24 protein-coding genes are annotated in these 23567 nt (G+C 67.8%); 7 read left to right on the top strand and 17 right to left on the bottom strand.

The genetic code is table 11. From position 1 onward, the window contains the following. Positions 1-9 precede the first annotated feature (9 nt). The 14 genes from lgt to M5J20_RS00500 form a co-directional block, all read right to left on the bottom strand. On the bottom strand, positions 10-906 hold the full coding sequence (gene lgt, locus M5J20_RS00435; RefSeq protein WP_253575324.1) for a prolipoprotein diacylglyceryl transferase: 897 nt from the start codon (positions 904-906) through the stop codon (positions 10-12). 37 nt (positions 907-943) lie between these two features. Further along, complete coding sequence (locus M5J20_RS00440) at positions 944-1765, bottom strand: indole-3-glycerol phosphate synthase TrpC (protein ID WP_253575326.1); 822 nt, start codon at positions 1763-1765, stop codon at positions 944-946. A gap of 81 nt (positions 1766-1846) precedes the next feature. Beyond that, complete coding sequence (locus M5J20_RS00445) at positions 1847-2500, bottom strand: TIGR02234 family membrane protein (RefSeq protein WP_253575328.1); 654 nt, start codon at positions 2498-2500, stop codon at positions 1847-1849. Further along, the gene (gene hisI / locus M5J20_RS00450) at positions 2497-2856 is read right to left on the bottom strand and encodes a phosphoribosyl-AMP cyclohydrolase (protein ID WP_253575330.1); all 360 of its coding nucleotides are present in this window, start codon (positions 2854-2856) and stop codon (positions 2497-2499) included. The genes M5J20_RS00445 and hisI overlap by 4 nt, the downstream gene beginning before the upstream one ends. Further along, the gene (gene hisF / locus M5J20_RS00455) at positions 2857-3630 is read right to left on the bottom strand and encodes an imidazole glycerol phosphate synthase subunit HisF (protein WP_253575332.1); all 774 of its coding nucleotides are present in this window, start codon (positions 3628-3630) and stop codon (positions 2857-2859) included. A 44-nt stretch (positions 3631-3674) separates the two neighbouring features. After that, the gene (locus tag M5J20_RS00460; protein WP_253575334.1) at positions 3675-4454 is read right to left on the bottom strand and encodes an inositol monophosphatase family protein; all 780 of its coding nucleotides are present in this window, start codon (positions 4452-4454) and stop codon (positions 3675-3677) included. Between the two features lie 5 nt (positions 4455-4459). After that, positions 4460-5200 (bottom strand): bifunctional 1-(5-phosphoribosyl)-5-((5-phosphoribosylamino)methylideneamino)imidazole-4-carboxamide isomerase/phosphoribosylanthranilate isomerase PriA, encoded by a 741-nt coding sequence (gene priA / locus M5J20_RS00465; RefSeq protein WP_253575336.1) that lies wholly within the window; start codon positions 5198-5200, stop codon positions 4460-4462. Positions 5201-5227: 27 nt separating this feature from the next. After that, positions 5228-5893 (bottom strand): imidazole glycerol phosphate synthase subunit HisH, encoded by a 666-nt coding sequence (gene hisH, locus M5J20_RS00470; RefSeq protein WP_253575338.1) that lies wholly within the window; start codon positions 5891-5893, stop codon positions 5228-5230. An 11-nt stretch (positions 5894-5904) separates the two neighbouring features. Next, entirely contained in the window at positions 5905-7248 is a 1344-nt protein-coding gene (locus M5J20_RS00475) for an MFS transporter (RefSeq protein WP_253575339.1), read from the bottom strand. 27 nt (positions 7249-7275) lie between these two features. Further along, a complete protein-coding gene (hisB, locus tag M5J20_RS00480) occupies positions 7276-7878 on the bottom strand; it encodes an imidazoleglycerol-phosphate dehydratase HisB (RefSeq protein WP_253575340.1) in 603 nt (200 codons plus the stop codon). After that, positions 7871-8989 carry a histidinol-phosphate transaminase gene (locus tag M5J20_RS00485; RefSeq protein ID WP_253575341.1) on the bottom strand — a complete coding sequence of 373 codons (1119 nt, stop codon included), beginning with the start codon at positions 8987-8989 and terminating at the stop codon, positions 7871-7873. Before M5J20_RS00485 ends, hisB begins: the two co-directional genes overlap by 8 nt. 12 nt (positions 8990-9001) lie before the next feature. Then, positions 9002-10321: a histidinol dehydrogenase gene (gene hisD / locus M5J20_RS00490; protein ID WP_253575342.1), complete on the bottom strand. Its 1320-nt coding sequence runs from the start codon at positions 10319-10321 to the stop codon at positions 9002-9004. A gap of 54 nt (positions 10322-10375) precedes the next feature. Then, positions 10376-10951, bottom strand: coding sequence for a hypothetical protein (locus M5J20_RS00495; protein WP_253575343.1), 576 nt, complete (start codon positions 10949-10951; stop codon positions 10376-10378). After that, positions 10951-11715 carry a hypothetical protein gene (locus tag M5J20_RS00500; protein WP_253575344.1) on the bottom strand — a complete coding sequence of 255 codons (765 nt, stop codon included), beginning with the start codon at positions 11713-11715 and terminating at the stop codon, positions 10951-10953. The genes M5J20_RS00495 and M5J20_RS00500 overlap by 1 nt, the downstream gene beginning before the upstream one ends. Before the next feature lie 230 nt (positions 11716-11945). Here M5J20_RS00500 and M5J20_RS00505 point away from each other — a divergent pair, with 230 nt between their 5' ends. The 6 genes from M5J20_RS00505 (at position 11946) to M5J20_RS00530 (ending at position 20502) form a co-directional block, all read left to right on the top strand. After that, complete coding sequence (locus tag M5J20_RS00505) at positions 11946-12533, top strand: TetR/AcrR family transcriptional regulator (protein WP_253575345.1); 588 nt, start codon at positions 11946-11948, stop codon at positions 12531-12533. Between the two features lie 5 nt (positions 12534-12538). Next, entirely contained in the window at positions 12539-14719 is a 2181-nt protein-coding gene (glgX, locus tag M5J20_RS00510) for a glycogen debranching protein GlgX (RefSeq protein ID WP_253575347.1), read from the top strand. A 28-nt stretch (positions 14720-14747) separates the two neighbouring features. Continuing rightward, entirely contained in the window at positions 14748-16142 is a 1395-nt protein-coding gene (locus M5J20_RS00515) for an exonuclease domain-containing protein (RefSeq protein WP_253575349.1), read from the top strand. 56 nt (positions 16143-16198) lie between these two features. After that, the gene (locus M5J20_RS00520) at positions 16199-16822 is read left to right on the top strand and encodes a hypothetical protein (protein WP_253575351.1); all 624 of its coding nucleotides are present in this window, start codon (positions 16199-16201) and stop codon (positions 16820-16822) included. Between the two features lie 72 nt (positions 16823-16894). After that, on the top strand, positions 16895-19456 hold the full coding sequence (gene treY / locus M5J20_RS00525; RefSeq protein ID WP_253575353.1) for a malto-oligosyltrehalose synthase: 2562 nt from the start codon (positions 16895-16897) through the stop codon (positions 19454-19456). Between the two features lie 11 nt (positions 19457-19467). Beyond that, positions 19468-20502: a GTP pyrophosphokinase gene (locus tag M5J20_RS00530; RefSeq protein WP_253575354.1), complete on the top strand. Its 1035-nt coding sequence runs from the start codon at positions 19468-19470 to the stop codon at positions 20500-20502. Here the strand turns inward: M5J20_RS00530 and M5J20_RS00535 are convergent. From M5J20_RS00535 to M5J20_RS00545, 3 genes are read right to left on the bottom strand one after another with little or no spacing between them, the layout of a single operon-like run. Next, the gene (locus tag M5J20_RS00535; protein WP_253575355.1) at positions 20499-20876 is read right to left on the bottom strand and encodes an RNA-binding S4 domain-containing protein; all 378 of its coding nucleotides are present in this window, start codon (positions 20874-20876) and stop codon (positions 20499-20501) included. The two genes, M5J20_RS00530 and M5J20_RS00535, sit on opposite strands and share 4 nt — an antisense overlap. Positions 20877-20880: 4 nt before the next feature. Further along, positions 20881-21114: a hypothetical protein gene (locus M5J20_RS00540; RefSeq protein WP_253575356.1), complete on the bottom strand. Its 234-nt coding sequence runs from the start codon at positions 21112-21114 to the stop codon at positions 20881-20883. A gap of 27 nt (positions 21115-21141) precedes the next feature. Further along, a complete protein-coding gene (locus M5J20_RS00545; protein WP_253575357.1) occupies positions 21142-21783 on the bottom strand; it encodes a YigZ family protein in 642 nt (213 codons plus the stop codon). A 26-nt stretch (positions 21784-21809) separates the two neighbouring features. Between M5J20_RS00545 and treZ the strand changes: the two genes are divergently transcribed. After that, the gene (gene treZ / locus M5J20_RS00550) at positions 21810-23555 is read left to right on the top strand and encodes a malto-oligosyltrehalose trehalohydrolase (RefSeq protein WP_253575358.1); all 1746 of its coding nucleotides are present in this window, start codon (positions 21810-21812) and stop codon (positions 23553-23555) included. Positions 23556-23567: the final 12 nt, after the last annotated feature.

The raw sequence follows: 23567 nt of genomic DNA on the forward strand, positions 1-23567 counted from the left end.
AATCGCTTTCTAGTTCTCGTGCTTGGCGGCCTCGCGACCTTGGCTATATCCCGGATCGACCTCCTCCGGAGTTTCCCTGCCCGGTTTCGAACGCAGGACCATCACCACAGCGAGGATGAACAAGATAGCAGACACCCACGTGTTCACGCGAAGCCCGAGGATGAGGTTCGCTTCGTCGGTACGCATGAGCTCGATGAAGAACCTGCCGAAGGTGTAACCGGCAACATAAAGCCAGGTGACGCGGCCGTGGCCGAGGCGGAAGCGGCGGTCGGCCCAGATGAGCAAAGCGAAGATGAGCACGTTCCAGACCAGTTCGTAGAGGAACGTCGGGTGCACGCTGGCAATGACCTCGCCGGTGGATCGGCCGGTGAGCGGCGCGTAGTTGCCCGCTTCGTCGACGCGGTAGTAGAGGTCCAGCGCCCACGGCAGGTCCGTCGGCGCGCCGTAAAGCTCCTGGTTGAACCAGTTGCCGAGGCGGCCGACGGCCTGCGCCAGAATCACGCCGGGCGCGAGTGCGTCCGTCAGCGGCGCCAGCGGCAGGCCCTTGTGGCGCATGAGCAGCCAAATCGCGAGTGCGCCGAGCATCACGGCACCCCAAATCCCCAGGCCGCCGCCGGAAATGTTGAACGCCTGCCACGGGTTCTTTCCGGGACCGAAGTACTTGTCGTAATCCGTGATCACGTGGTACAACCGGCCGCCGACGATGCCGGCAGGAATGGCCACAACCGCGGCGTCCCACACCGTGTCGGGGTTGCCTCCGCGGGCTTCGTAGCGGCGGATGCCAATCCACATCGCTAGCGCGATACCGGTCATGATGCACAGCGCGTACGCGCGGATGGGAATGGGACCGAGGTACCACACGCCCTGCGGCGGCGACGGGATGTTGGCCAGGATCATCGTTTGCACGCAGAACAGTATGCCCTAACGCACCCGGCTCTCCGCGCTATCGCCGCGAGGGGCAGGACGGGTGCTGGCCGGCGGCGGCGAGCTTGCGGGTGGCGGCGAAGATATCGTCGCCGCTCATGATGGCCTCCGCGGCGAGGACGGCGTCGGCGCCGCTGGAGGCGGCGTCGATGAGGTCGCGGACGCTCGTGACACCGCCGAGGCTGATCTTGATCACGTCACTGGGAAGCCCCGGCGCGATCTCAGCGAACGTGCCGGGGCGAAGGTTGTTGGTGTCGAAGGTCCAGGAGTTGACGGCGATGATGCTGGCTCCAGCGTCAAGCGCCCGGTCCGCCTCCTGGGGGGTGCGAACCTCGGCCATAACTGCCATGCCGAGGGACTCCGCGCGGTCAATCAACGCAATGAGGCGGGCCTGCTCGAGAATGCCCACCTGCAAGGGCACCGCGTCGGCGCCGTAACACCGGGCCTCGTGAATTTGGTAGGGGTCCACGATCACGTCGCGGCACACCATGGGCAGCGCGACTGCGGCGCGGGCGGCGGCCATGTCGTGCAGGGAGCCGTCGAAACGCAGGCGCTCGGTCTGGCACGCGATGAGGTGGGCACCGCCCTCCTCGATAGCGCGGGCCACATCCGCGATCTCGCGGCGCGCGACACCGGTGGGGCCGTACACGGGCGAGTTGAGCTTGATCTCCGCAATCACGCCGCAGCCGGAGCGCAACAGCGCGGCGCGAACGTCACGGGTGGGGTCCGGCAGGGCGCGGGACTTGGCCTTGATCTCCTGAAACGGCACGCATGCTTCACGCTTGGCAACGTCGCGCAAGACGGCGGCGACAACCTCGTTCACCGAGCTTGGTGCGAGCATGACCACCTCCCGCTGAAGCGTCGTGCAGGGTCAAGGGCATTCAAGGAGTTAGGTTAGTGGCCCGCTACCTGCGAGAGGAAATTACCCCCGCGACGCATCCTCGGTCGGGTCGATGTCCGCGTCGAGCGCGTCCCACATGACGCGGCCCGAGTCCGGGCGGGCGTCGAGGTCCTCGCGGATGTGCTCGCGGCGCACGGCCTCCTTTTCGTATTTGTTCATCTTCGGGGCATCCTCGCCCGGGCGCGCCACAGCGCACACGCCGCCGACGACGGCGAGCAGGCAACCGAGGAGCGTGAGCACGGGAAACAGGTTCGCTGTATCGACGGCAGTAATATCCGCCCACTCCGAAATCGCGGCCGTGGTCGCGCCGGTGGCGGAACCGTCCGAGCCGGACGAGAGGATCGCGTGCGCGCGCTCCGGATCAGCGCCGCGGAGAAGGAGCGTCGCCGGGGACACCGCCGCGCCGAGCGCCGCCAGGGCGCTCACTGCGCCGACGATGCGCCGGCCGACGCGCCGCAGGCTCAGCAGTCCAATAGTGCCGACGAGCAGCAAGAGCGCCACCGCGGTGAGTTCCGCAGACCACTCGGCACCGGAGATCATGGCGGTGCCGCCGCCCGCCAACGTGTCCTCGTAGACCGCGCTCACCCAGGTCCCGCGGGAGAACGCCCACAATGCCGCGGCACCCGCGCCGGTCAACGCCGCGCCGAGGCGGCTCAGGCCCTTGTTACCGCTCATGGCTGATCCATGAGCACGTCGGCGTCGAAACAGGTGCGGTCCCCGGTGTGGCAAGCGCCGCCGGTCTGGGAGACCTTGAGCAGGATGGTGTCCCCGTCGCAGTCCAAGGCCACGGACTCCACGTGTTGCACGTTGCCGCTGGTCTCTCCCTTGATCCAGTACTCGCCGCGGGAGCGCGAATAGTACGTTCCCCGGCGCGTCTCCAGGGTGTGCGCCAGCGCGTGGTCATCCATCCACGCCAGCATGAGCACCTCGCCGGTGTCCGCCGCCTGCACGATCGCCGGCACTAGGCCCTGTTCATTGCGCTTCAAACGCGTGCCGACGCTCGCATCCAGCACGTAATCGCTCACTGCCATCTAGCGCACCTCGTACCCTGCGTCGGCAAGCACCTGCTTCACTTCGGGGATGGAGACTTCCCCGAAGTGGAAGATGGATGCCGCGAGCACCGCGTCGGCGCCGGCGGCGACCGCCGGCGGGAAGTGCTCGGCCGCGCCCGCGCCGCCTGAAGCGATGACGGGAATGTGGACGGCGTCGCGGACGAGGCGCAGAAGCTCCAGGTCGAAGCCGCCCTTAGTGCCGTCGCCGTCCATGGAGTTGAGCAAGATTTCACCCACGCCGAGGTCCTGGCCGGTGCGCGCCCATTCGATGGCGTCGATGCCGGCGGACTTCGTGCCGCCGTGGGTGGTCACCTCGAACCCGGAGGGCTGCGGCGTGCCGTCTGCGGGCACGCGGCGCGCGTCGACGGAGAGCACGATGCACTGGGAGCCGAACTCCGACGCCAGTTCGCGCAGCAGCTCTGGGCGCGCGATCGCGGCGGTGTTGACGCTGACCTTGTCCGCACCGGCGCGCAGCAGTTCGCGCACGTCGTCGGCGCTGCGGACACCGCCGCCGACGGTGAGCGGGATGAACACCTGCTCCGCGGTGCGGCGCACCACCTCGAGCATCGTGCCGCGCCCCTCTTTGGACGCGGTCACGTCGAGGAAGGTCAGCTCATCCGCGCCCTCTTCGCCGTAGCGCTTGGCCAGCTCCACCGGGTCGCCGGCGTCGCGCAGGTTGTCAAAGTTCACGCCTTTGACCACGCGGCCGTTGTCCACGTCGAGGCACGGGATGATTCGGATGGCGACAGCCATGTGTGCAACTCCTTTTTGGCCGCGGCGCTCGCCGCCGCGCGCGGTTACTGTACGCGCAACATCGTACTCAGGGCCGTGCGGTGCGCCGCCGGCGTACCCGAGATCGCGCCGGCCGCGCCGATGCGCCACTCTTCCCCGGTGACGTCGGTGACCACGCCGCCCGCGTTGCGTCCGAGCAGCACGCCTGCCGCGTTGTCCCAGATGTGCGGCGAGAAGCTCACGGCGGCCTGGTAGATGCCGAGCGCCACAAACGCGAGGTCCACGCCAACAGACCCGCAGATACGCGGGCGCAGCTCGGTCTCGGCGAGCGCGCCGACCAGATCGAGGCGCACCTGCGCCGGGAATCGCTGCCTGTCATCGGAACCCACCGAGCCGACACCGATCTGCGCCGCCGCGGCCGTCTCCTGCCCGATCGCGGGCAGCACCTCGCCGTTCAACATAACCGGCCCGTCCCCTACCGTGTGCAGGCGCATGCCCAGCAACGGAATATCGGTCACCGCGAGCACCGGCTGACCCTTTTGAATCAGGGCGATGAGGATCGCGCAGTTCGGGTTGCCGGAGCTGTAATTCGACGTGCCGTCAATCGGGTCGACCACCCAGCACGCCTCCGGGTCCAGCTTGCCGCCCTGCTCCTCGCCGAACACAGGGATGCCGGTGGCTTCCCCCAGCCGCTCGCGCAGTAGCTGCTCAATGGCAAGATCCGCCTCCGTCGCAAAATCCCCCTTGCCCTTCACCAGCGCTGGAGCAGCACCGAGCTTGTCGACGAAGATATCCCGCGCCTCATCGGCGGCAGCGAGCGCAATCTCGGCGTACTGGGAGAGCATAGGGCTTACTGTAACGCCGAAACCGCGTCGAGCGCCTCGCGCAGCGTGAAGCGGCGCTCGTACAGCGCCTTGCCGATGATTACGGAATCGATGCCCTCGTCTTGGAACGCGGCCAGCCCGGTGACGTCGTCAAGCGTGGCAATGCCCCCGGAAGCGGTGACGGAGGCGTCGGTCGCTGCGGAGACATCGCGCAGCAGGTCCACGTTGGGCCCGGCGAGGGTGCCGTCCTTGCTCACGTCGGTGACCACGAAGCGGGCGCAACCGGCGGCGTCGAAACGCTCGAGCACCTCCCACAGGTCCCCGCCGTCGCTGGTCCAGCCGTTGCCCTTGGTGCGCCACTGTCCGTCTTCCTCGCGCACCGCAATGTCGATGGCGATTTGGTCGCCGTAGCGGCGGATCGCGTCCACCGTCCACTCCGGGTTCTTCAGCGCGGCGGTGCCGATGTTCACGCGGCGCGCGCCGGTGGCCAGGGCGCGCTCGAGCGATTCGTCGTCCCGGATGCCGCCGGTGAGCTCGACATCGATGTCCAGGGTGCGGGTGATCTCGGCCATCAGCTCGTGGTTGGAGCCGCGTCCGAACGCCGCATCCAAGTCCACGAAGTGCAGCCAAGTCGCGCCCTGCTCCTGCCACTCGAGAGCCGCCTCGAGCGGAGCGCCGTAGACCTTCTCGGTCCCGGCCTCGCCCTGGTCCAGGCGGACGGCGCGCCCGTCCACCACGTCAACAGCTGGCAGCAGAGTAAACGTCATGCGTCCCAGCTTATCCCCCGCCTGAAGCTACGCCAGGGTGCGCACCCAGTTTCCCAGCAGCGCCAGGCCCGCGTCGCCGGACTTCTCGGGGTGGAATTGCGTGGCCCACAACGGGCCATTCTCCACAGCCGCAATGAACCTGCTCGGCCCGTGCTCGGCCCAGGCGATGCGCGGGTACTCGATGTACTCGTCGGCCTCCAGCGGAAACTCGCGCACGCCGTAGGAGTGCACAAAGTAGAAACGTGTATCGGCGTCGAGCCCCGAAAACATCGCGCTGCCCTCGGGGATCTCGAGCGTGTTCCAGCCCATGTGCGGCAGCACCGGGGCTTCGAGCTTTTCGACGGTACCGGGCCACTCCCCCAGCCCCTGCGCATCCACCCCGTGCTCCACACCGCGCTCGAACATCACCTGCATGCCAACGCAGATGCCCAGCACCGGGCGACCGCCCGCGAGGCGCTGGCCCACGATGCGCGGCGCCTGTACCGCATTCAGGCCGCGCATGCAGGCGGCGAACGCGCCCACCCCGGGCACGACCAAGCCGTCAGCTTCCACCGCGACATGCGGGTCCTGGGTGACTTCCACGTGCGCGCCGACGTGCTCCAAGGCGCGCTGGGCGGAGCGGATGTTGCCTGCGCCGTAGTCGAGGAGCGCGACGCGCGGGAGGCGTCCGGCGGCGGAAGATGCAGCTGTCATGCTGCGAGAGTTTAGCGCCCCGGGCGCGGCGGCCTCGCGGCGCGCTCCCCCGCCTTGTAGCGGCGCGGCGGCTGGACGGACTTCAGGCGCACGGCGAGGTTGTTCACTTCCACCACGCGGTGGCGGCCGAGCTGGCGGTCCAGCAGCGTCACCCCAAGGCCGAGGAGGATGACACCGCTGGCGAGGCCGAACATCGGCGCGAACGCCATCGTGGTCAGCACCATGCCGTAGAACGTGGAGCCGATGCCGGTGCCGCCGTCGAAGGCGATGTTCCAGATTGCCGAAGCCTGGGAGGCCCTGTTGCGGGGCAGGCGGTAGAACATCAGCGTCAGCGACTCGTTCTGCGCTGCGCCGAAGCCCGCGCCGTAGAAGAACACGGCGATGACCATGGTCCACACCGGCAGCTGCAGCGCCAGGATCACGGCCATCATGAGCACGCCCACCGCGGCGCACACCTGGAACGGGATGAGGACGGTGCCGGGCTGGCCCTTGCGGTCCATGACCCGGCCCGCGTAGTAGCGGGAGATCATTACCGCCAGGTTGAGCACGCCGAGCATCACGCCGCCGAGTGCGGCGCCGCGCACCGGATCCAACTCGCGCATGGATGCCGGCAGGAAGTTCGTGATCGCGCCGTACGCGGTAGTGACAAACATGAGCGCCAGTGCGGGCACCAGCACGAGGTGCCAGGTGGGCACGTGCACCGCGTTCGCGGCCTGCGGCTCCGCCTCCGGCGGCGGGATGGACGGGATGAGCAAGGATGCGACGAGCGCGATCAAGCCGACACCGGCACCGATCGCGTACACGGCGTTGTAGCCCAGCACATCCACTAGCGCGAGGCCCAGCGGCAGCGCCACCATCTGCGCGGCGCCGACGACGAGGCCGAGTGCGCCGGTCGCCCGGCCCAATAGGCGCAGCGGGACGAGCTCGGCGATGATCGCGGCCTCCGCCACCGAGAGCGCGCCGAAACCGACGCCGCGGATGGCGCTGACGGTGAGCAGTACGGTCTGGTCCATGCCCAGCATGTAGCCGAACGCGGGCGCGCCGAGCAGCAGCGAGGACACTGCCATAACGCGGCGGTAGCCCACGGTGCGCAACAGCCACGGGGTGAAGATTTGGGTGAGCACGGTGGCGAGCATGAACACGCCGGTGCTCAGTCCGGCGAGGGTCTCGGAATGCCCGGCATCGAGCACGGCGGTGGGGACCACCGGCAGCAGCATCGCCCACGCGCCGAAGGCGGCTCCGACGGCGACGAGCACGGGCAGCAACCCGCGGGCCCGCCAAGGGTTGGTCAGCGCCTCAACCTCGCTGCTCGTCAGCGGCGCCCGGGAACGTGTGATCCACCGTGCTCCTGCCATACGTGCGTCGTACCTCCCTCGTCGTGTTTAGAGCGCACCCTTCGTCGAGGGTACGCCCGTGATCCGCGGATCCTTCTCCACCGCCTCGCGCAGTGCGCGGGCCACGGCCTTGTACTCGGCTTCCGTGATGTGGTGCGGATCGCGACCATACCGCACATTGACGTGCAGCGTTACCCGGGCGTTGTACGCCAACGTTTCAAAGAAGTGGCGGTTAATCACCGTGGCGTAGTGCCCGCCGATAATCTGCCAGTCCATGTTTTCCGGCTCGCCGTGCATGACAAAGTACGGGCGGCCGGAAATGTCGATGACGGATTCGACCAGCGTCTCATCCATCGGCAGCAGCGCCGAACCGAAGCGGCGGATGCCGGCCTTGTCGCCGACCGCGTCCGCGAGCGCCCATCCGAGCGTGATCGCCGTGTCCTCCACCGTGTGGTGCGCGTCGATCTCGATGTCGCCCTTCGCAAGCACCTTCAGGTCGAACGCGCCGTGCGCGCCAAACGCGCCGAGCATGTGGTCGAAGAACGGCAGGCCCGTGTCCACGTCGACTTGGCCGGTGCCGTCGAGGTTGATCTCCACCTCAATGTCGGATTCTTTGGTGGTGCGGCGCGCCACGCCGATGCGGTCAGCCATTGATGATCTCCTTCGCCGCGCCCAAGAAGGCGTCGTTTTCCAAATCCAGTCCGATGGTCACGCGCAGGTAGCCGGGCACGCCGACGTCGCGGATGAGCACGCCCCGGTCGAGGAACTGCTGCCACGCCTCGTGCGCGTCGTCGAAACGCCCGAAGAACAGGAAGTTCGACTCGCTCGGCACGACATCGTAGCCGAAATCGAGGAGTGCGCTCTGGACTCGTTCGCGCTCGCGAGCGAGCTTCTCGACGGTTGCGAGCGTGTCGTCTGCGTGCCGCAGCGCCACAATCGCCGCCGCCTGCGACAGCACAGAGAGGTGGTACGGCAGGCGCACCAGCATGACAGCCTCGATGAACGCCGGGGCCGCGACGAAGTAGCCGAGGCGTCCGCCCGCGAAGTCGAAGGCCTTGCTCATCGTGCGCGAAACGACCAGCTTCTCCGGGTAGCGCTCAAGCAGCACCGCTGCAGACGGCGACGGAGAGAACTCCGCGTACGCCTCATCCACAATCACGATGCCCGGCGCGGCCTGGATAATGCGCTCAATATCGTCAAGCGCCGTGACATCGCCTGTCGGATTGTTGGGCGTGGTGATGAAGACGACGTCGGGAGCGTGCTCCGCGATCGCGGCAAGTGCCGCGTCCATGTCGATGCGGAAGTCCGCACCGCGCGGGATGCCGATGAATTCGGTTTGCGTGCCGGAGGACAAGATCGGGTGCATCGAGTAGCTGGGCACGAAGCCCATCGCGCTGCGGCCGGGACCGCCGAAGGCCTGCAGCAGCTGCTGGAGGATCTCGTTCGACCCGTTCGCGGCCCATACGTTGTCCCTGGTCACCGCCACGCCGGTGTGGCGCGTGAGATACGCCGCGAGCGCGTCGCGCAGCTCCACGGAGTCGCGCTCCGGGTAGCGGTTGAGGGTGGAGGCGACCTTGGTCACCTCTGCCACCAGATCGTCGATGAGCGCCTGCGAGGGCGGGTACGGGTTCTCGTTCGTGTTCAGCGCGACCGGGACCCCGAGCTGCGGGGCTCCGTAGGCCTGCTGGCCGCGCAACTCTTCGCGCAGCGGAAGCGCGTCGATGCTCGTGCCGGCCGCGAGTGTTCCTTGCTGAAATTCCATCGCGGTGACTCCTTATGCTTCCGTCTCGCCTGCGAAGCGCGCGGCGATGGATTCGCCGTGGGCTGGCAGCTGCTCATCGTCGGCAAGCGCGATGATGTGCTCGCTGATCTCCCCCAGCGCGGCCTTGTCGTACTCGATGAAGTTCACCGGCTTGAGGAAGGTGTGGGTGGATAACCCCGCGTTAAACCGGGCGGTGCCGGATGTCGGCAGCACGTGGTTCGAGCCCGCCGCGTAGTCACCGAGCGGCACCGGCGAGTACGGGCCCACGAAGATCGCGCCCGCGTTCGTGATTCGCGCCGCCACGTCCGCGGCGTTCGCAGTGTGGATTTCAAGATGCTCCGCGGCGTAGGCGTTCGCGACGGCGATGGCGGCCTCCAGATCGTCGACAAGCACGATGCCCGACTGCGACCCGCCGAGCGCAGAGGCGGCGCGCTCCGCGTTCAGCGTCCCCGCCGCCCGCTTCTCGACGATCGCGTCCACCGCGCCCGCAAGCTCCTCCGAGTCGGTGATGAGCACGCTCGCCGCCTGCTCGTCGTGCTCGGCCTGGGAGATGAGGTCGACAGCCACGTAGTCGGCGTCGGCGTCCTTATCGGCGATGATCGCGATCTCGCTCGGGCCGGCCTCCGCGTCGATGCCCACCACGCCGTTGACCAGGCGCTTCGCCGCAGCGACAAAGATGTTGCCGGGGCCGGTGACCATGTCCACCGGTTCAAGGCCCGCCGTGTCGTCGCCGTAGGCCATGAGCGCCACAGCCTGCGCGCCGCCGACCGCCCACACCTCGTCGACGCCGAGGAGCGCGCACGCCGCCAGGATCGTCGGGTGCGGCCAGCCGCCGAAGTCGGTCTGCGGCGGGGTGCACACCACCATCGAAGACGCTCCCGCCTCCTGCGCCGGGATCACGTTCATGAGCACGCTGGAGGGGTACACCGCCTTGCCGCCCGGCACGTACAGGCCGACACGGGCGACAGGGATGAAGCGCTCCGTCACAGTCGCGCCCGGTGCGAGCGTGGTCGTGTGCTCCGCGGGTTTCTGGTCGGCGTGCACAGCGCGGATGCGGTCGATCGCCGCTTCCAGCGCCTCGCGCAGACGCGGCGCCAAGCTGGCCTCCGCCTCCGCGATCACCTCGGCGGGCACGCGTACCGACGCTGGCACGATGCCGTCAAAACGCTCACCGTACTCCAGCGCTTTCGCCGCGCCGCCCTCGTGCACAGCCTCGACGATCGGGGCCACAGTGGGCAGCACGCTGGCGACGTCGACACCGCCGCGGGGCAGCACCCGGCGAAGTTCAGCAGTGGACGGGGTTTGCCCCCGCAGATCCGTCAAGTGCAGCATGTGAAGCCTCCCGCAGCAGGTGGGCGTGATTGGTGGGACGTTACCCGCTCTAGTTTAGGCCCCCAGTGCAGGCGCTTCGGATCGGGCCTCCACCCGCGCCTGCTCGCGGGTGAGCCGGGTCAGTTCGAAGAAATTCGCCATCCAGAACATCGCCGCCGCCACCAGCGGGGCGACGAGGAGCGCCACGTGGGGTTCCACCGAGGGGGCCAGCGCGAACGGCTCAGTTGTCGGTGTCTCGCTGTGCGATGGCACCGGGTAGAGGGCGCGAACGGTCATCTCGCCGACCGCGAACGTCGTCAAGCTTGTGGCCCCGGCGACCAGGATGAGCCAGACGAGCTCGCTGAATCCGCCCGCAACCTCGCCTTTGCGAGTCTGCAGGAGGGCAACCGCGGCCAAGATCATGCCCAGGACAGCGGTGATTATCGCGAGCCAGCCGATCGCGGCAAAATCCGCGCTCGGCGCGCTTGCCGCAGGGTCAACTACCGCGGCCCCGTCCTGAAAGGAGACGGTATAGGTGGGGCGCACGAAGCCCCACGCCACGCCGCCGATCAGTCCCAGGATGAGACCACCAGCCAAAAGCCCCGCACCCGCGCCGAACGCGCGCGGGTAACGGGGCGCCTCAGATGCCATTAGCCGTTGCAGACCTTCCAGCGGCCGTCTTCCTTGGCGAAGAGCTGGACCTGGGACGCGTTGCCCTCGGAGTTCGAGGTGGACACCGTAGCGGACGCGCGGTTGCCGTCGATGCGCACGTCGGTGACCTTCACGTCGGTCTTCGGGATGTTGATGGTGCCGCCCTGCGCCTCCTGGGCGCGCATCATCTGCTCAACCATGTCGAGGGTGAGGCCTTGGCGCTCGAACTCCTCCAGCGCCGGCTCGCGCACGGCTGCGCAGGAGTTGTCCAGGATGGTGCGGGTCCAGGTGGCGAAGGAATCCGGGTTGGTCACCTTGCGCACCACGTCCTCCATCTGCTTGCGGTCAGCCTCAGAACCGGCCTGGCCGTTCGCGATCGGCTCGTACGTCGGCACCTCGACTTGGCCGTTCTCGAAAGGGTTCGCAATCGTCGGCACCGCCGCGGCACCCGCGTTGTTGCCGCTGTTGTTCGCCTTGGTGGTGGTCTTCGGCTTCGCGGAGGAGGAAGCAGCCGGCTCCTTCTTGTCCTTGTCCTTAGCCGTATTCTCCTCGGTGGTCTCCGCGTCGGAGGCCTCGTTCTCCACTGCCTCGGTAGCCTCGCCAGCAGCTTCCTCAGCGGTCGCAGCGCCCGGAGCGGTTGCGGCCGTAGACAGGCCGCCGCTTGCGGTCTCCTGCTTCTCGCCGCACGCGCTCAGCGAGAAGGTGAGCGCAAGCGCGGTCACCGCTGCCGCAGCAGCCTTCATCGGAGTGGTGGTAAGCGTCACGAATATCTCTCCTCAAATAAGCCCGGGCCGCGTCTTGCCTCCGCGGCCCGGGCGTGGTCACTTGAGGTGAGCCGTGGCTCGACCTCAGGGAGTTGTACACCGGGCATTCTAACAACGCCAAGCTGGAGCTTGAGTACAGTCATCTTGCTAAAGGTCTGGAGGGTTTCTGTGAGGTCACCTGTAACCGAACCCGGCTCGCGCACAGGGAGCGGGGACTACAGTGAGGCCTCATGCAACTGTCCCGCGAGGCAATCACCGCCGCCGCACTCGAGATCTTGGGCACCTACGGGCTTGCCGACGTCTCGATGCGCCGCCTCGCCACCACCCTCGGCGTCGCGCCCGGTGCACTGTACTGGCACATCGAGAACAAGCAGGAGCTGATCGCGTCGATGGCCGCGGCCATTGCCGCGCCCGTCGTGGAGAACCCACCCGCGGACCCGGAAGCACTCTGCGCCGCGCTCAGGCGGGCGGTGCTCGGGGTGCAGGACGGCGCGGAGGTGGTGGTTACCGCCATCGGCCAGCCCGAGGCGCAGATCGGCGGCGCGCTGTCGGAGACGTTCACGCGGGTTGTTGCCGGCGTGGCCGGAAACCAAGCGTCGGCACGCGATGTGCGCGCCGCCGCGCACGGCCTCATTCACCTGACGCTGGGGGCCGCCGCGGTGCAGCAGTCCGGACGCCAGCTCGCACAGGCGACGGGTGAGGCTGGCGCTGCGGCGGGCGAGCGCGACGCAGCAGCGGAGCACGCGGCCGCGGTGCGGCTCATGCTGCGTGGCCTAGCTGCTCAACACGGTGATTCGCCCGCGGTGCACTACGATTAGTCGGCATGACTGAAACTACCAATCAGGACGCTGCGCAGGCGCCTGCGCCGGAGACGTGGCCGGGCTCTGCGTATCCCCTCGGCTCGACCTACGACGGTGCAGGCACCAACTTCGCCCTCTTCTCCGCTGTCGCCGAAAAGGTGGAACTGTGCCTTATTGACGAGGACGGCGCGGAGACCCGCGTCGAGCTCCAAGAAGTGGATAACTACGTCTGGCACGCCTACCTGCCTGGTGTTTCCCCCGGCCAGCGGTACGGCTACCGCGTGCACGGACCGTGGGACCCGCACAACGGCAAGCGCTGCGACGCCACCAAGCTGCTGGTAGACCCCTACGCACGTGCCTTCGACGGCGAGTTTGACCAGCACTCTTCCCTGTTCTCCTACGACATCCACGCGGCTGAGCCGGGCGAGGGCAGAAACGAGGAGGACTCGCTGGGCCACACCATGCTTTCCGTGGTGATCAACCCGTTCTTCGACTGGGGCGATGACCGTTCCCCGAACATCCCGGACGAGGAAGCGGTGATTTACGAGTGCCACGTGAAGGGCATGACGCAGCTGCACCCGGACATCCCGGAGAACCTGCGCGGCACCTATGCCGGCATGGCGCACCCCGCGATGATCGAGTACCTCTCCGACCTGGGCGTGACCTCCGTGGAGCTGTTGCCGGTGCACCAGTTCCTGCAGGATGACCGCCTCCGCGACCTGGGGCTGCGCAACTACTGGGGCTACAACACCTTCGGCTTCTTCGCGCCGGAGCACAACTATGCCTCCTCCGACAAGCCCGGTGACGCGGTGGCGGAGTTCAAGCAGATGGTGCGCGCCTACCACGAGGCGGGCATGGAGATCATCCTCGACGTGGTGTACAACCACACCGCCGAGGGCAACCACCTCGGCCCCACCATCGCGTTCCGCGGCATCGACAACGAGGCCTACTACCGCCTCGTCGACGGCGACCGCTTCCACTACATGGACTACACCGGCACCGGCAACTCCTTCAACGTGCGCGACCCGCACTCCCTGCAACTGATCATGGACTCGCTGCGCTACTGGGTCACCGAGATGCACGTCGACGGCTTCCGCTTCGACCTCGCCTCCACCCTGGCGCGCGAGTTCTCCGACGTGGACCGCCTGGCCACCTTCTTCGACCTCGTCCAGCAGGACCCAGTCGTATCCCAGGTCAAGCTCATCGCCGAGCCGTGGGATGTGGGCGAGAACGGCTACCAGGTGGGCAACTTCCCGTCGCTGTGGAGCGAGTGGAACGGCAAATACCGCGACACCATGCGCGACTTCTGGCGCGGCGAGGCATCCACCCTCGGCGAGTTCGCCTCCCGCCTGACGGGTTCTTCTGACCTGTACCAGCACAACGGCCGCCGCCCGTCGGCATCCATCAACTTCATCACCGCCCACGACGGCTTCACCCTCAACGACCTGGTCAGCTACAACGAGAAGCACAACGAGGCCAACGGCGAGGACAACCGCGACGGTGAGAGCCACAACCGTTCCTGGAACTGCGGCGAGGAGGGCCCGACCGAGGACCCGAAGATCCAGCAACTGCGCGCCCAGCAGCGCCGCAACTTCCTGACCACCCTGCTGCTGTCCCAGGGCACCCCGATGATTGCCCACGGCGATGAGTTCGCCCGCACCCAGGGCGGCAACAACAACGTCTACTGCCAGGACAACGAAATCGCCTGGATGGACTGGGATCGCCTGGAAGAAGCGCAGGACCTGCACGACTTCACCAAGCGCCTCATCGCAATCCGCAAGAAGCACCCGGTGTTCCGCCGCCGCCGCTTCCTCTCCGGCGGCGCGCTCGGCGAGGACGTGGTGGATCGCGAGATCGCCTGGCTGGTCCCGGACGGCCAGCTCATGACCCAGTCCGACTGGGACTACGCCTTCGGCAAGGCCCTGATGGTGTACCTCAACGGCGACGCCATCACCGAGGAGGACCGCCGCGGACGCAAGGTCAGCGACGATTCCTTCGTCCTGATGTTCAACGCCCACTTCGAGGACATCGAGTTCACCGTGCCGCCGCAGCAGTTCGGCGGCAGCTGGGAGATCATCGTCGACACCACCGAACCCCTCGGCTACCCGATGGAGAAGGCGGTGCTCTCCGCCGGCGACACCATCACCGTGGCAGCTCGCTCGACCGCTGTGCTGAAGCAGGTTGAGCCGCCGGTCCGCGACTAACCCTGAACAAGAAAAGGAGCTCCTCGACGTGATCTCAGCGCACGGTGCCACCATCACGGTGACCAACGATGCGGTGACCATCAGCCCGACCCCGCTCGCCGCCTCGCTCACCGGCGACGGCGAGCCCCGCACCATCCCAATCGACACGGTGCGCGGCGTGCACGTGACCGCCGGCGATGCGTGGAACGCGTCCTACGCGGACATCGACACCGGCGACGGTACGGTGCGCATCAGCTTCGCGCCGGGCGACGGTGAGGGGCCGGGCGCGCTCGAGCAGCTCATTGCTGCCGCATCCCGCGGCGAGGGTCCCGCCGCCGAGCTTGTCGACGCCCACGCAGGCATTCCCGGCTTCAGCTTCGTCGCCCTCGACGTGGAGACCGCGAACCAGCAGTGGGGGTCGATCTGCCAGATCGGCATGGTGAAGGTTGTCGACGGCGAGGAAATCGAGCGCGTGTCGTGGCTGTGCATGCCGCCGGCGGGCCTCGATGAATTCGACCCCTACAACGTGCGGATTCACGGCATCACCCGCGAGTCGGTCTCGGCATCGCCGAACGTCGGGGACCTCATCGAGGAACTGACCGCCTTCGTCGGCGATTTGCCGATGGTGGCGCACAACGCCCAGTTCGACGCGACCGCGCTGCGCAACGCCTGCGTTGCCACCGGCCGCGCCATCCCGCCCATCATGTTCGCCTGCACGTTGGCGCAGGCGCGCGCGACAAAGCTGGACGTGCTGAACCACCGCTTACCCACCCTCGCCGAATTCTTCGGTGTGGGGTTGGACAAGCACCACGACGCGGCCGCCGATGCCGCTGCGTGCGCCGGCATCATGGTGGGCCTCGCCCGCCGCGCCGCACACGAGGGCTCGTTGATGAGCTTCGTGCACAACACGGGCTTCGCGCTCGGCTCGATCGACGACGCACGCGTCACCCCGGTGCTGCGCGACCGTTCCGGCGCCACCCGCGCACTGCAGGCGAGCAGGGTTGCCGACGGCGGCATGCGGGCCGCCATCGATGCGGTGACTGCGCCCCAGGGCTCGAACCAGGGCGGTCCGAGTGGCGACGCTGCCCCGGAAAAGCCGAAAACCCAGCGCCACAACCAGGCTCCGTGGCAGGCGGTTGCGACACCGGACGAGGTGCCGGAGGTCAACGCGGAGGCCGACCCCAACTCCCCGCTCTACGGCCAGAACGTCACCCTCACCGGGGATTTCGAGCCCTACGACAAGGGCGAACTGTGGTCCGGCATCGCGGAGCTCGGCGGCCAGGTGGGCAAGAACGTGACCAAGAAGACCACCATCCTGGTGGCCGGCGAGTGGGCGACGATGACGTCGAAGGAAAAGCGCGCACGGGAGCTGCAGGACAAGGGCCAGGACATTGAGATTTGGTCCGCCCAGCAGCTTTTCGATGCCCTCGGCATCTCGAGCTAGCGGCTGAATTTCCCCGTCGGAGGGAACCGAGGCGGTGTTCGGCGCGTCTAATACTTATGCGCCCAACACCACCACCCGCCCTCGTTCGTACCCGAACCTTCACGCCCCTCGACGCGCTGCGCCCCCGCTTGGCGCTGCGCAACGATCTCACCGCCTCCGGCTCCCGCGCCTGGATCACGCCCGGCTTCGGAGCCTCCACCGCCTACATCAGCCTGTCGCCGGGGCTGGTGTGCGTCTTCGACAGCCCGGAGTGCTCGGGGCTCACCCACCAGCAGATCGGCAAGCTGGGGGCGAGCGCCCACATGGCGTGGAACGCGGCCGCACGCGCGCTGCGCACCACCGCGGTGCGCGCGACCGGCATCGAGTTCCACGTCCGGCCCGCCTCCGTCGCATTGGGTCCCGCGGCCCCGGAGGGTGTCGAGGTCCGGGGCTTAGACTCCCCTCCGGCGAGCTGGCTCGCGCACCCGCTCACCTTCGCCACCATCAACGCGCACTTCGCCGCGGTGTGGGATACCCAATCCCCGCTCACGTACTACTCGCGGGATCAGCGCGAGCTCTTCGTCTTCACCTCCCCGGAGGATGAGGTGGTGGCGCTCCTCGGCGCGCGCGGCGTGTTGCGCTATTCGCTGGGGTTTCCGCTCGTCGTCAAGCAGGAAAGCGCCATGGCGGCGAACCTGTAGCTACGCTTGGTCGGGTGCGCCGCGCGCCGTAAAGCGCGGCACGATTCTCTACAACAAGGAGCCTGCAAAATCATGCGTCGGCCGATCACGTCCACTTACCGCGTCCAACTCCGCGGCCCCCAAGCCGACCCCTCGGGACGCGGTTTCGGTTTTGCCGACGCGGCCGAGCAGATCCCGTACCTGCGCGCACTCGGCGTGTCGCACATCTACCTCTCCCCCATTTTCGCCGCGGTGCGCGAATCCAACCACAACTACGACGTTACCGACCCCACGCAGGTCAACCCCGAGCTCGGCGGCATCGAAGGGCTTCGTACGCTTGCCGACGCAGCACATGAGGCCGGCATCGGCATTGTCCTCGACATCGTGCCCAACCACTTGGGTGTGGAAACGCCCCGCACAAACCGGTGGTGGTGGGATGTGCTGAAACACGGCCGGGATTCCGAGTTCGAGTGTTACTTCGACATCGACTGGCACGAGGACAACGGTGCGGGCGGGAAACTCGGCATGCCGGTGCTGGGCACCGAGGGCGACGAGGACAAGCTCGAGCTCGCGCACCTGGGGCCGGAGGAGTTCCCGGAGGGGGCCGCGCCGGACGGCGAGGATGTGCTGAAGTATTACGACCACTACTTCCCGCTCGCCCCGGGCAGCTACGAATCCCTCGACGACGACCCCCGCGAGGTGTACGAGCGCCAGGCGTACCGCCTCATGTACTGGCGCGACGGCGTTATTTCCTACCGCCGTTTCTTCTCCGTGAACGGGTTGGCCGGCATCCGCCAGGAGGACCCGCTGGTCTTCGAGCACACGCACCGCGCGCTGCGCCAGATCATCGCGGAGGACTTGATCGACGGCATTCGTGTGGACCACCCGGACGGCTTGACCAACCCCTTCGACTATCTGACGCGCCTGCGCGACCTCATCGGGGAGGACCGCTGGCTGGTCGTGGAGAAAATCCTCGGCGTCACGGAACCGCTCGACCCGCGCCTGAGCGTGGACGGCACGACCGGCTACGACGCGATGCGCGAACTCGACGGAGTGTTCGTCGACCGCTCCGCCGAGGACAGCCTGAGCATGCTGGCCCTGCAGCAGTCCGGCTCCACCTGGGACGAGGCTGCCATTGAGGCCGCCGAGCACCAGCTCAAGCGTGAGGTGGCAAGTGCCGAGCTCGGCGCGGAGATCCGCAGGCTGGTGCGCGCAATCCGCCGCGACAACTTCTCCACTGCGGGCCAGGAAGTCTCCGACGAAGACCTCACCTCGACCGTGATCGAGCTGGTGGCGGCAATGCCGGTCTACCGCGCGGATTACCGCTCCCTGTCCCGTATTACCTCGTCGGTGATTGCGGAGATGGCCAGGAAGTTTCCGTCGAGAAGCGATGCCCTGGACCTGATCGCGGCCGCGATGCTCGCGGAGGGCGAGGCGAAGACCCGCTTCGCGCAGGTGTGCGGCGCCGTGATGGCGAAGGGCGTGGAGGACACGCTGTTCTACCGCGCGAGCCGCCTTGTGGCGCTGCAGGAGGTCGGCGGGGCGCCCGGGCGCTTCGGCGTGGGTGTCGCGGAGTTCCACCTGCTGCAGCAAGAGCGCGCGCAGCTGTGGCCGCGCGCAATGACGTCGCTGACCACGCACGACACCAAGCGCACCGAGGACACCCGCGCCCGGATGATCGAGCTCACTGAGATGCCCAACGATTTCGCGGAGCTGGTGCGGCAAGTGGCCGCCATGGTGCCGCCGCCGGACACCGCGACCGGACACTTCCTGATGCAGAACATCCTCGGCGTATGGCCTGCCGACGGCCAGATCACCGAGGCGCTGCAGGAGCGCCTGCACCTCTACGCGGTCAAGGCCGTGCGCGAGGCGGGTGTGAAGTCGAGCTGGTTCGACCAGGATGCGGCCTACGAGCAGGCGGTGACCGACTGGATCGACGCCTTGCTGATGGGTCCGGTCACGGGCCTGATTACCACCCACGTGCAGCGGCTGCACCGCGGCGGCGTGCAGGTCTCGCTGGGCCGCAAGGTGCTGCAGCTCGCCGGCGCGGGCGTGCCGGATACCTACCAGGGCCAGGAATTCATGGACTTTTCGCTGGTGGATCCGGATAACCGCCGGTTCGTGGATTACACGGCGCGCGTGCAGTCCCTCACCCAATACCTGGAGGCACGCGAGGCGGAGGACTTCGACCTGGCCAGCTACCTCTACGGCGATACCGAGGAGCAGCCGGAGGAGGCGCGCGAGGGCTGCTACCCGGGCCTCGACGGCCGCATCGCGGATCTTGCGAAGCAGATCATTGTCCGTGAAGGTCTGCACCTGCGCCGGCAATATTCGGACGTGTTCCTGCGTGGCGAGCACCAGGCGGTCTTCGCCGTCGGCAAGGCGCACGACCACCTCGTGGGTATCGCGCGCGGCGACGCCTCCGTTGGCGGCGCGAAGGGGTTGAGCGTGATCGCGCTGGCGACCCGCCTGCCGCTCGAGCTTGAAGCCCGGGGCGGCTGGGGCGACACCACAGTGCAGCTGCCCGACGGCGAGTGGACCGACCGCCTCACCGGCCGCACCTTCAGCGGCGCGGTGCCGGTGGCGGACGTGCTGGCGACCCTGCCCGCGGCACTCCTAGTCTCAGCGAGCCTGACCGAGTCGAGCAAGCTCTAAGGGGGACTCGAATGAACGCTCCCCGAGTCCCGGATGCCACGATCGCGCGGCTCGGCTCGACGTACTTCGCCTGGCTGGACGCCCACCCGGACATCGCGACCACGTTCCGCGGCGCGCTGCACGAGCTGATGCGGGACGCCGGCATCACCTTCGATCGCGTCGACGTGCGCGTGAAAACCTGGCCGTCGCTGAAAGCTAAAGCGCGCAAGCTCACCGCCGACGGCGCCCCGATGTACCCGGATCCGTGGAACGACATCCGCGACATCATCGGTGCGCGCGTAACCGTGCTGCACTCCACCGAGATCCCGGCGGTGCAGCGGCTCTTGGCCGACCAGTTCGATGTGCTGCGCAGCGTGGACAAGGCGGAGGAGACCCGCATCGCGGGCGGTTTCGGCTACGGCTCGCACCACCTGGTGCTGCGCGTCACCGACAAATCCGAGGGCTTGGAGCTCTACGCGGGCACCGTCTTCGAGATGCAGCTGCGCACGGTGCTGCAGCATGCGTGGGCGGAGTTCGAGCACGACATCCGCTACAAGCGCTCCGGCGGCAGCCTGGATCCGCGCGTGGACCGGGCGTTCACCCTCGCGGCCGGTCTCATCGAGCTGGCGGACCAGCAGTTCGACCAGATCGCCGACATCACCGCGCCCGCGCCGAAGGAGCCGGAACCGCAGTTGGCTGCGACTGCCGGTGCCGGCGATGCGGAGCTGACCCCGGAGACGCTCCCCGGCATCCTCACCCTGCTGCTGGGTTCGCACTATCCTCTCTCGCGCGCCAACGATTACCGCTTCCTCATGGAGTTGCTGCGCACGCACGGCATCGAGCGGGTGGCGCAGTTGCGCGACTTGCTCAACCCGGCCGATCTCGAGGCTGTCGCCAACTCGTTGAACTACCCCTTCGTGCCGGGCCAGGTGAGGCTTGTCGACGACGTGTTGCTCAACCGCTTCGGGCAGGAGCACATCGAGCGGACGTGGGACGCCGGCAACCGGCCTAAACTGCGCCGCGCGAAGCTCACGCAGCGCCTGGAGCGGCTGCGTGCGGCGCGCTAGCGGCCGAGCAGGCGGTCGGTTTCGCGCCGCTCTTTCTTCGTCGGCCGGCCCGCGCCGCGGTCGCGCTTCGGCATGGTGGCGAAGATGTCCATCGGCGGGGGCGGCGGCGAGACGTCCACGTAGCACTGCTTGGCAATCGGGGCGCCGACGCGCTTGCGCACCGTTGCGGTGACGTCGAACTCTAAGTAGCGGTGGTCCTTCCACACCCGGACGTGGTCGCCCGGCACCACCTGGGCAGCGGGCTTGACTGCCTCGTTGTTGAGTTTCACGTGCCCGGCGCGCACTGCCTCGGCGGCCTGGCTGCGGGTCTTGAAAATGCGTACGGCCCACAGCCACGCGTCGATGCGGACTGCGGACCCGTCTGGTTGCGTCACAGGTTTAGTACTCGTCCTTGTGGTTGACGATTTGCTGGGCCTTATTCCAGTTCGTCCAGCCGCCGGCGACGGCGATGACGAAGCCGATGATCAGCAGGGTCCAGGACTGGGTCAACAGCGCCAGCGCGATACCGCCAGCCACGCCGCCGCCGGCCCACATGGCGGCGTTGTTCATGTACTTGCGCATGGCCTGCTTGCGCTGCTCGATCGGGTTGTTGGGGCGCGGCTGCATCGTCATGGGTTAAAGTGTAGCGCCCGGGCAAAATTACGCGCCCAGCTCCACCCAGCGGTGCCCGGCATCTTTCGCCTCGGCGGTGCCTTGGGTGGCGGCCGCCAGTAACGCGTCGATACGCTCCCGCTCCCCCGGATCGAACGCCAAGGTGTACGTGGCCAGGGAGCCGTACTCCACGTCGACCACCTCCACGCCGTGGTTGCGCAGATCGGCCTCGATGCGCCCAGCCTGGGCGTGCGGGAAGCCCACGGTGGCGAGCTCCTCCACCTCCCGGCGCCGGCGCTCCACCTGCGCCACTGCGGAGCTCACCGCGTCGGTGTAGGCGCTGACGAGGCCGCCGGTGCCCAACTTCACGCCGCCGAAGTAGCGGATCACCACCGCGCAGATGTCCAGCATGCCGGAGCCTTTCAGCACCTCGAGCATGGGTTTTCCTGCAGTGCCGGAGGGCTCGCCGTCGTCGGAGGAGCGCTCGATGGGCTGCGCGCCGTCCACGTGCACGATAAACGCGCTGCAGTGGTGGCGGGCATCCGGGTACGCGTCGCGCGCCGCCTGGATGAAGTCGCGCGCCTCGTCTTCGCTGCTCACCCGTGTCACCCAGGTGATGAACTTGGAGCGTTTGATCTCCATCTCGTGGGTGACCACGGTGTCGGCGGGTAAGTCATAGGCGGTGCGCATATCGCGGTCAGTCTACCCTCGTGGGTATGACCAACCAGCAGTACGAGGTATGGGCGCCACATCCGCGCCAGGTTCGCGTCACCGTCGACGGCGAGCGCCACGACATGGACCCCGACCCCGCGCGCGCCGGCTGGTGGGTGCTCGACCCCGCCGTGGCGCGGCCCGAGCCTGGTGCACGATACGCATTTTCGCTTCACGACGGCACCGAGTGGACCAAACCGCTCCCCGACCCGCGCACCCGCTGCCAGCCGGACGGGGTGCACGGCCCCTCCCAGGTCGTGGGTACCGACTTCGACTGGACGGATGGCCAGTGGCGCGGCCTGCACCTGAAAGACCAGGTGCTGTACGAGCTGCACGTGGGCACCTTCACTGAGGACGGCACCTTCGACGGTGTCATCGCCAAGCTGGACTACCTAGCCAAGCTGGGCATCAACGCGATTGAGCTCATGCCGGTGCAGCCCTTCCCCGGCACTCGCAACTGGGGCTACGACGGCGTTGCTTGGCTCGCGGTCCACGCCCCCTACGGCGGCCCCGAGGGCCTGAAGCGCCTGGTCGATGCCGCGCACGCCCGCGGCATCGCGGTGATTCTCGATGTGGTGTACAACCATTTCGGCCCGGAGGGCAACTACAACGGCATGTTCGGGCCGTACACCACCCAGGGGCACACCGGCTGGGGCGACGTGGTGAACATCTCCGGCCCTGGCTCGGACGAGGTCCGCGCCTACATCCTCGCCGCCGTGGGCCAGTGGCTGCGCGAGTTTCACGTCGACGGCCTGCGCCTGGATGCCGTGCACGCCTACGACGACCGCCGCGCCTACTCGCTCATGGAAGAGATCCGCGCCGTGGCCGACACCGTTGCCGGCGAGACGAACGTGCCGCGCACCATCATCGGCGAGACCGACCAGAACGACCCGCGCATTGTCAACGACGAGTCCCGCGGCGGCTACGGGCTCTCCGCCCAGTGGCTCGACGACGTCCACCACAGCGTGCACACCCTCATCAGCGGCGAGCAGCAGGGCTACTACGTGGACTACGGCACTATTGAGATCCTCGCCGACACCCTGCGCAACGCGTACCGCTTCCGCGACACCTGGTCGGAGTACCGCGCCCGCACCCACGGCCGCCCCTTAGATCTCAGCCACGTCGCCCCCTGGCAGATGATCACCTTCACCACCAACCACGACCAGACTGGCAACCGCGCGGTCGGGGACCGGCCGTCGGCAAGCTTGAGCCCCAAGCAACTCGCGCTGCGCGCGGCCGTGATCCTGCTCTCCCCCTTCACCCCAATGCTGTTCATGGGCGAGGAATTCGGCGCACGCACGCCGTTCCCGTTCTTCATCTCGCACTCCGACGAGGAGCTGGCGCGCATGACGCGCGAAGGCCGCCTGCACGAATTCTCCCGCCAAGGCTGGAACCCAACGGACGTGCCGGACCCAGCCGCACCCGCGACGTTCCACGCGGCGCGCCTGGACTGGGAGTTCGGGCAGCGGGGGCACAAGCTTTACGACGCTTACTCCACCCTCCTCGCAATCCGGAGGGAGCACGGCTTCAACCGCGACGACCTGCGGACCCTGAAGGTGGAGCACGGCGACACCTGGCTCACCATGGCTGAGGACGGCCACCCGGTGGTTCTCGCCGCGAACTTCAGCAACGCGCGGGTCGAGGTACCCGTCGGCGGCGAGCTGATGTATTCCTACACCTCGCCGCGCGTCGGCGCGGATGCCACTGAGCTCGACCCGTGGGGTTTCGCGGTGATCCGAACTACCGGCTAGCGCCGGCGCGCT

Source organism: Corynebacterium stercoris, from assembly GCF_024160105.1.
GTDB lineage: Bacteria > Actinomycetota > Actinomycetes > Mycobacteriales > Mycobacteriaceae > Corynebacterium > Corynebacterium stercoris.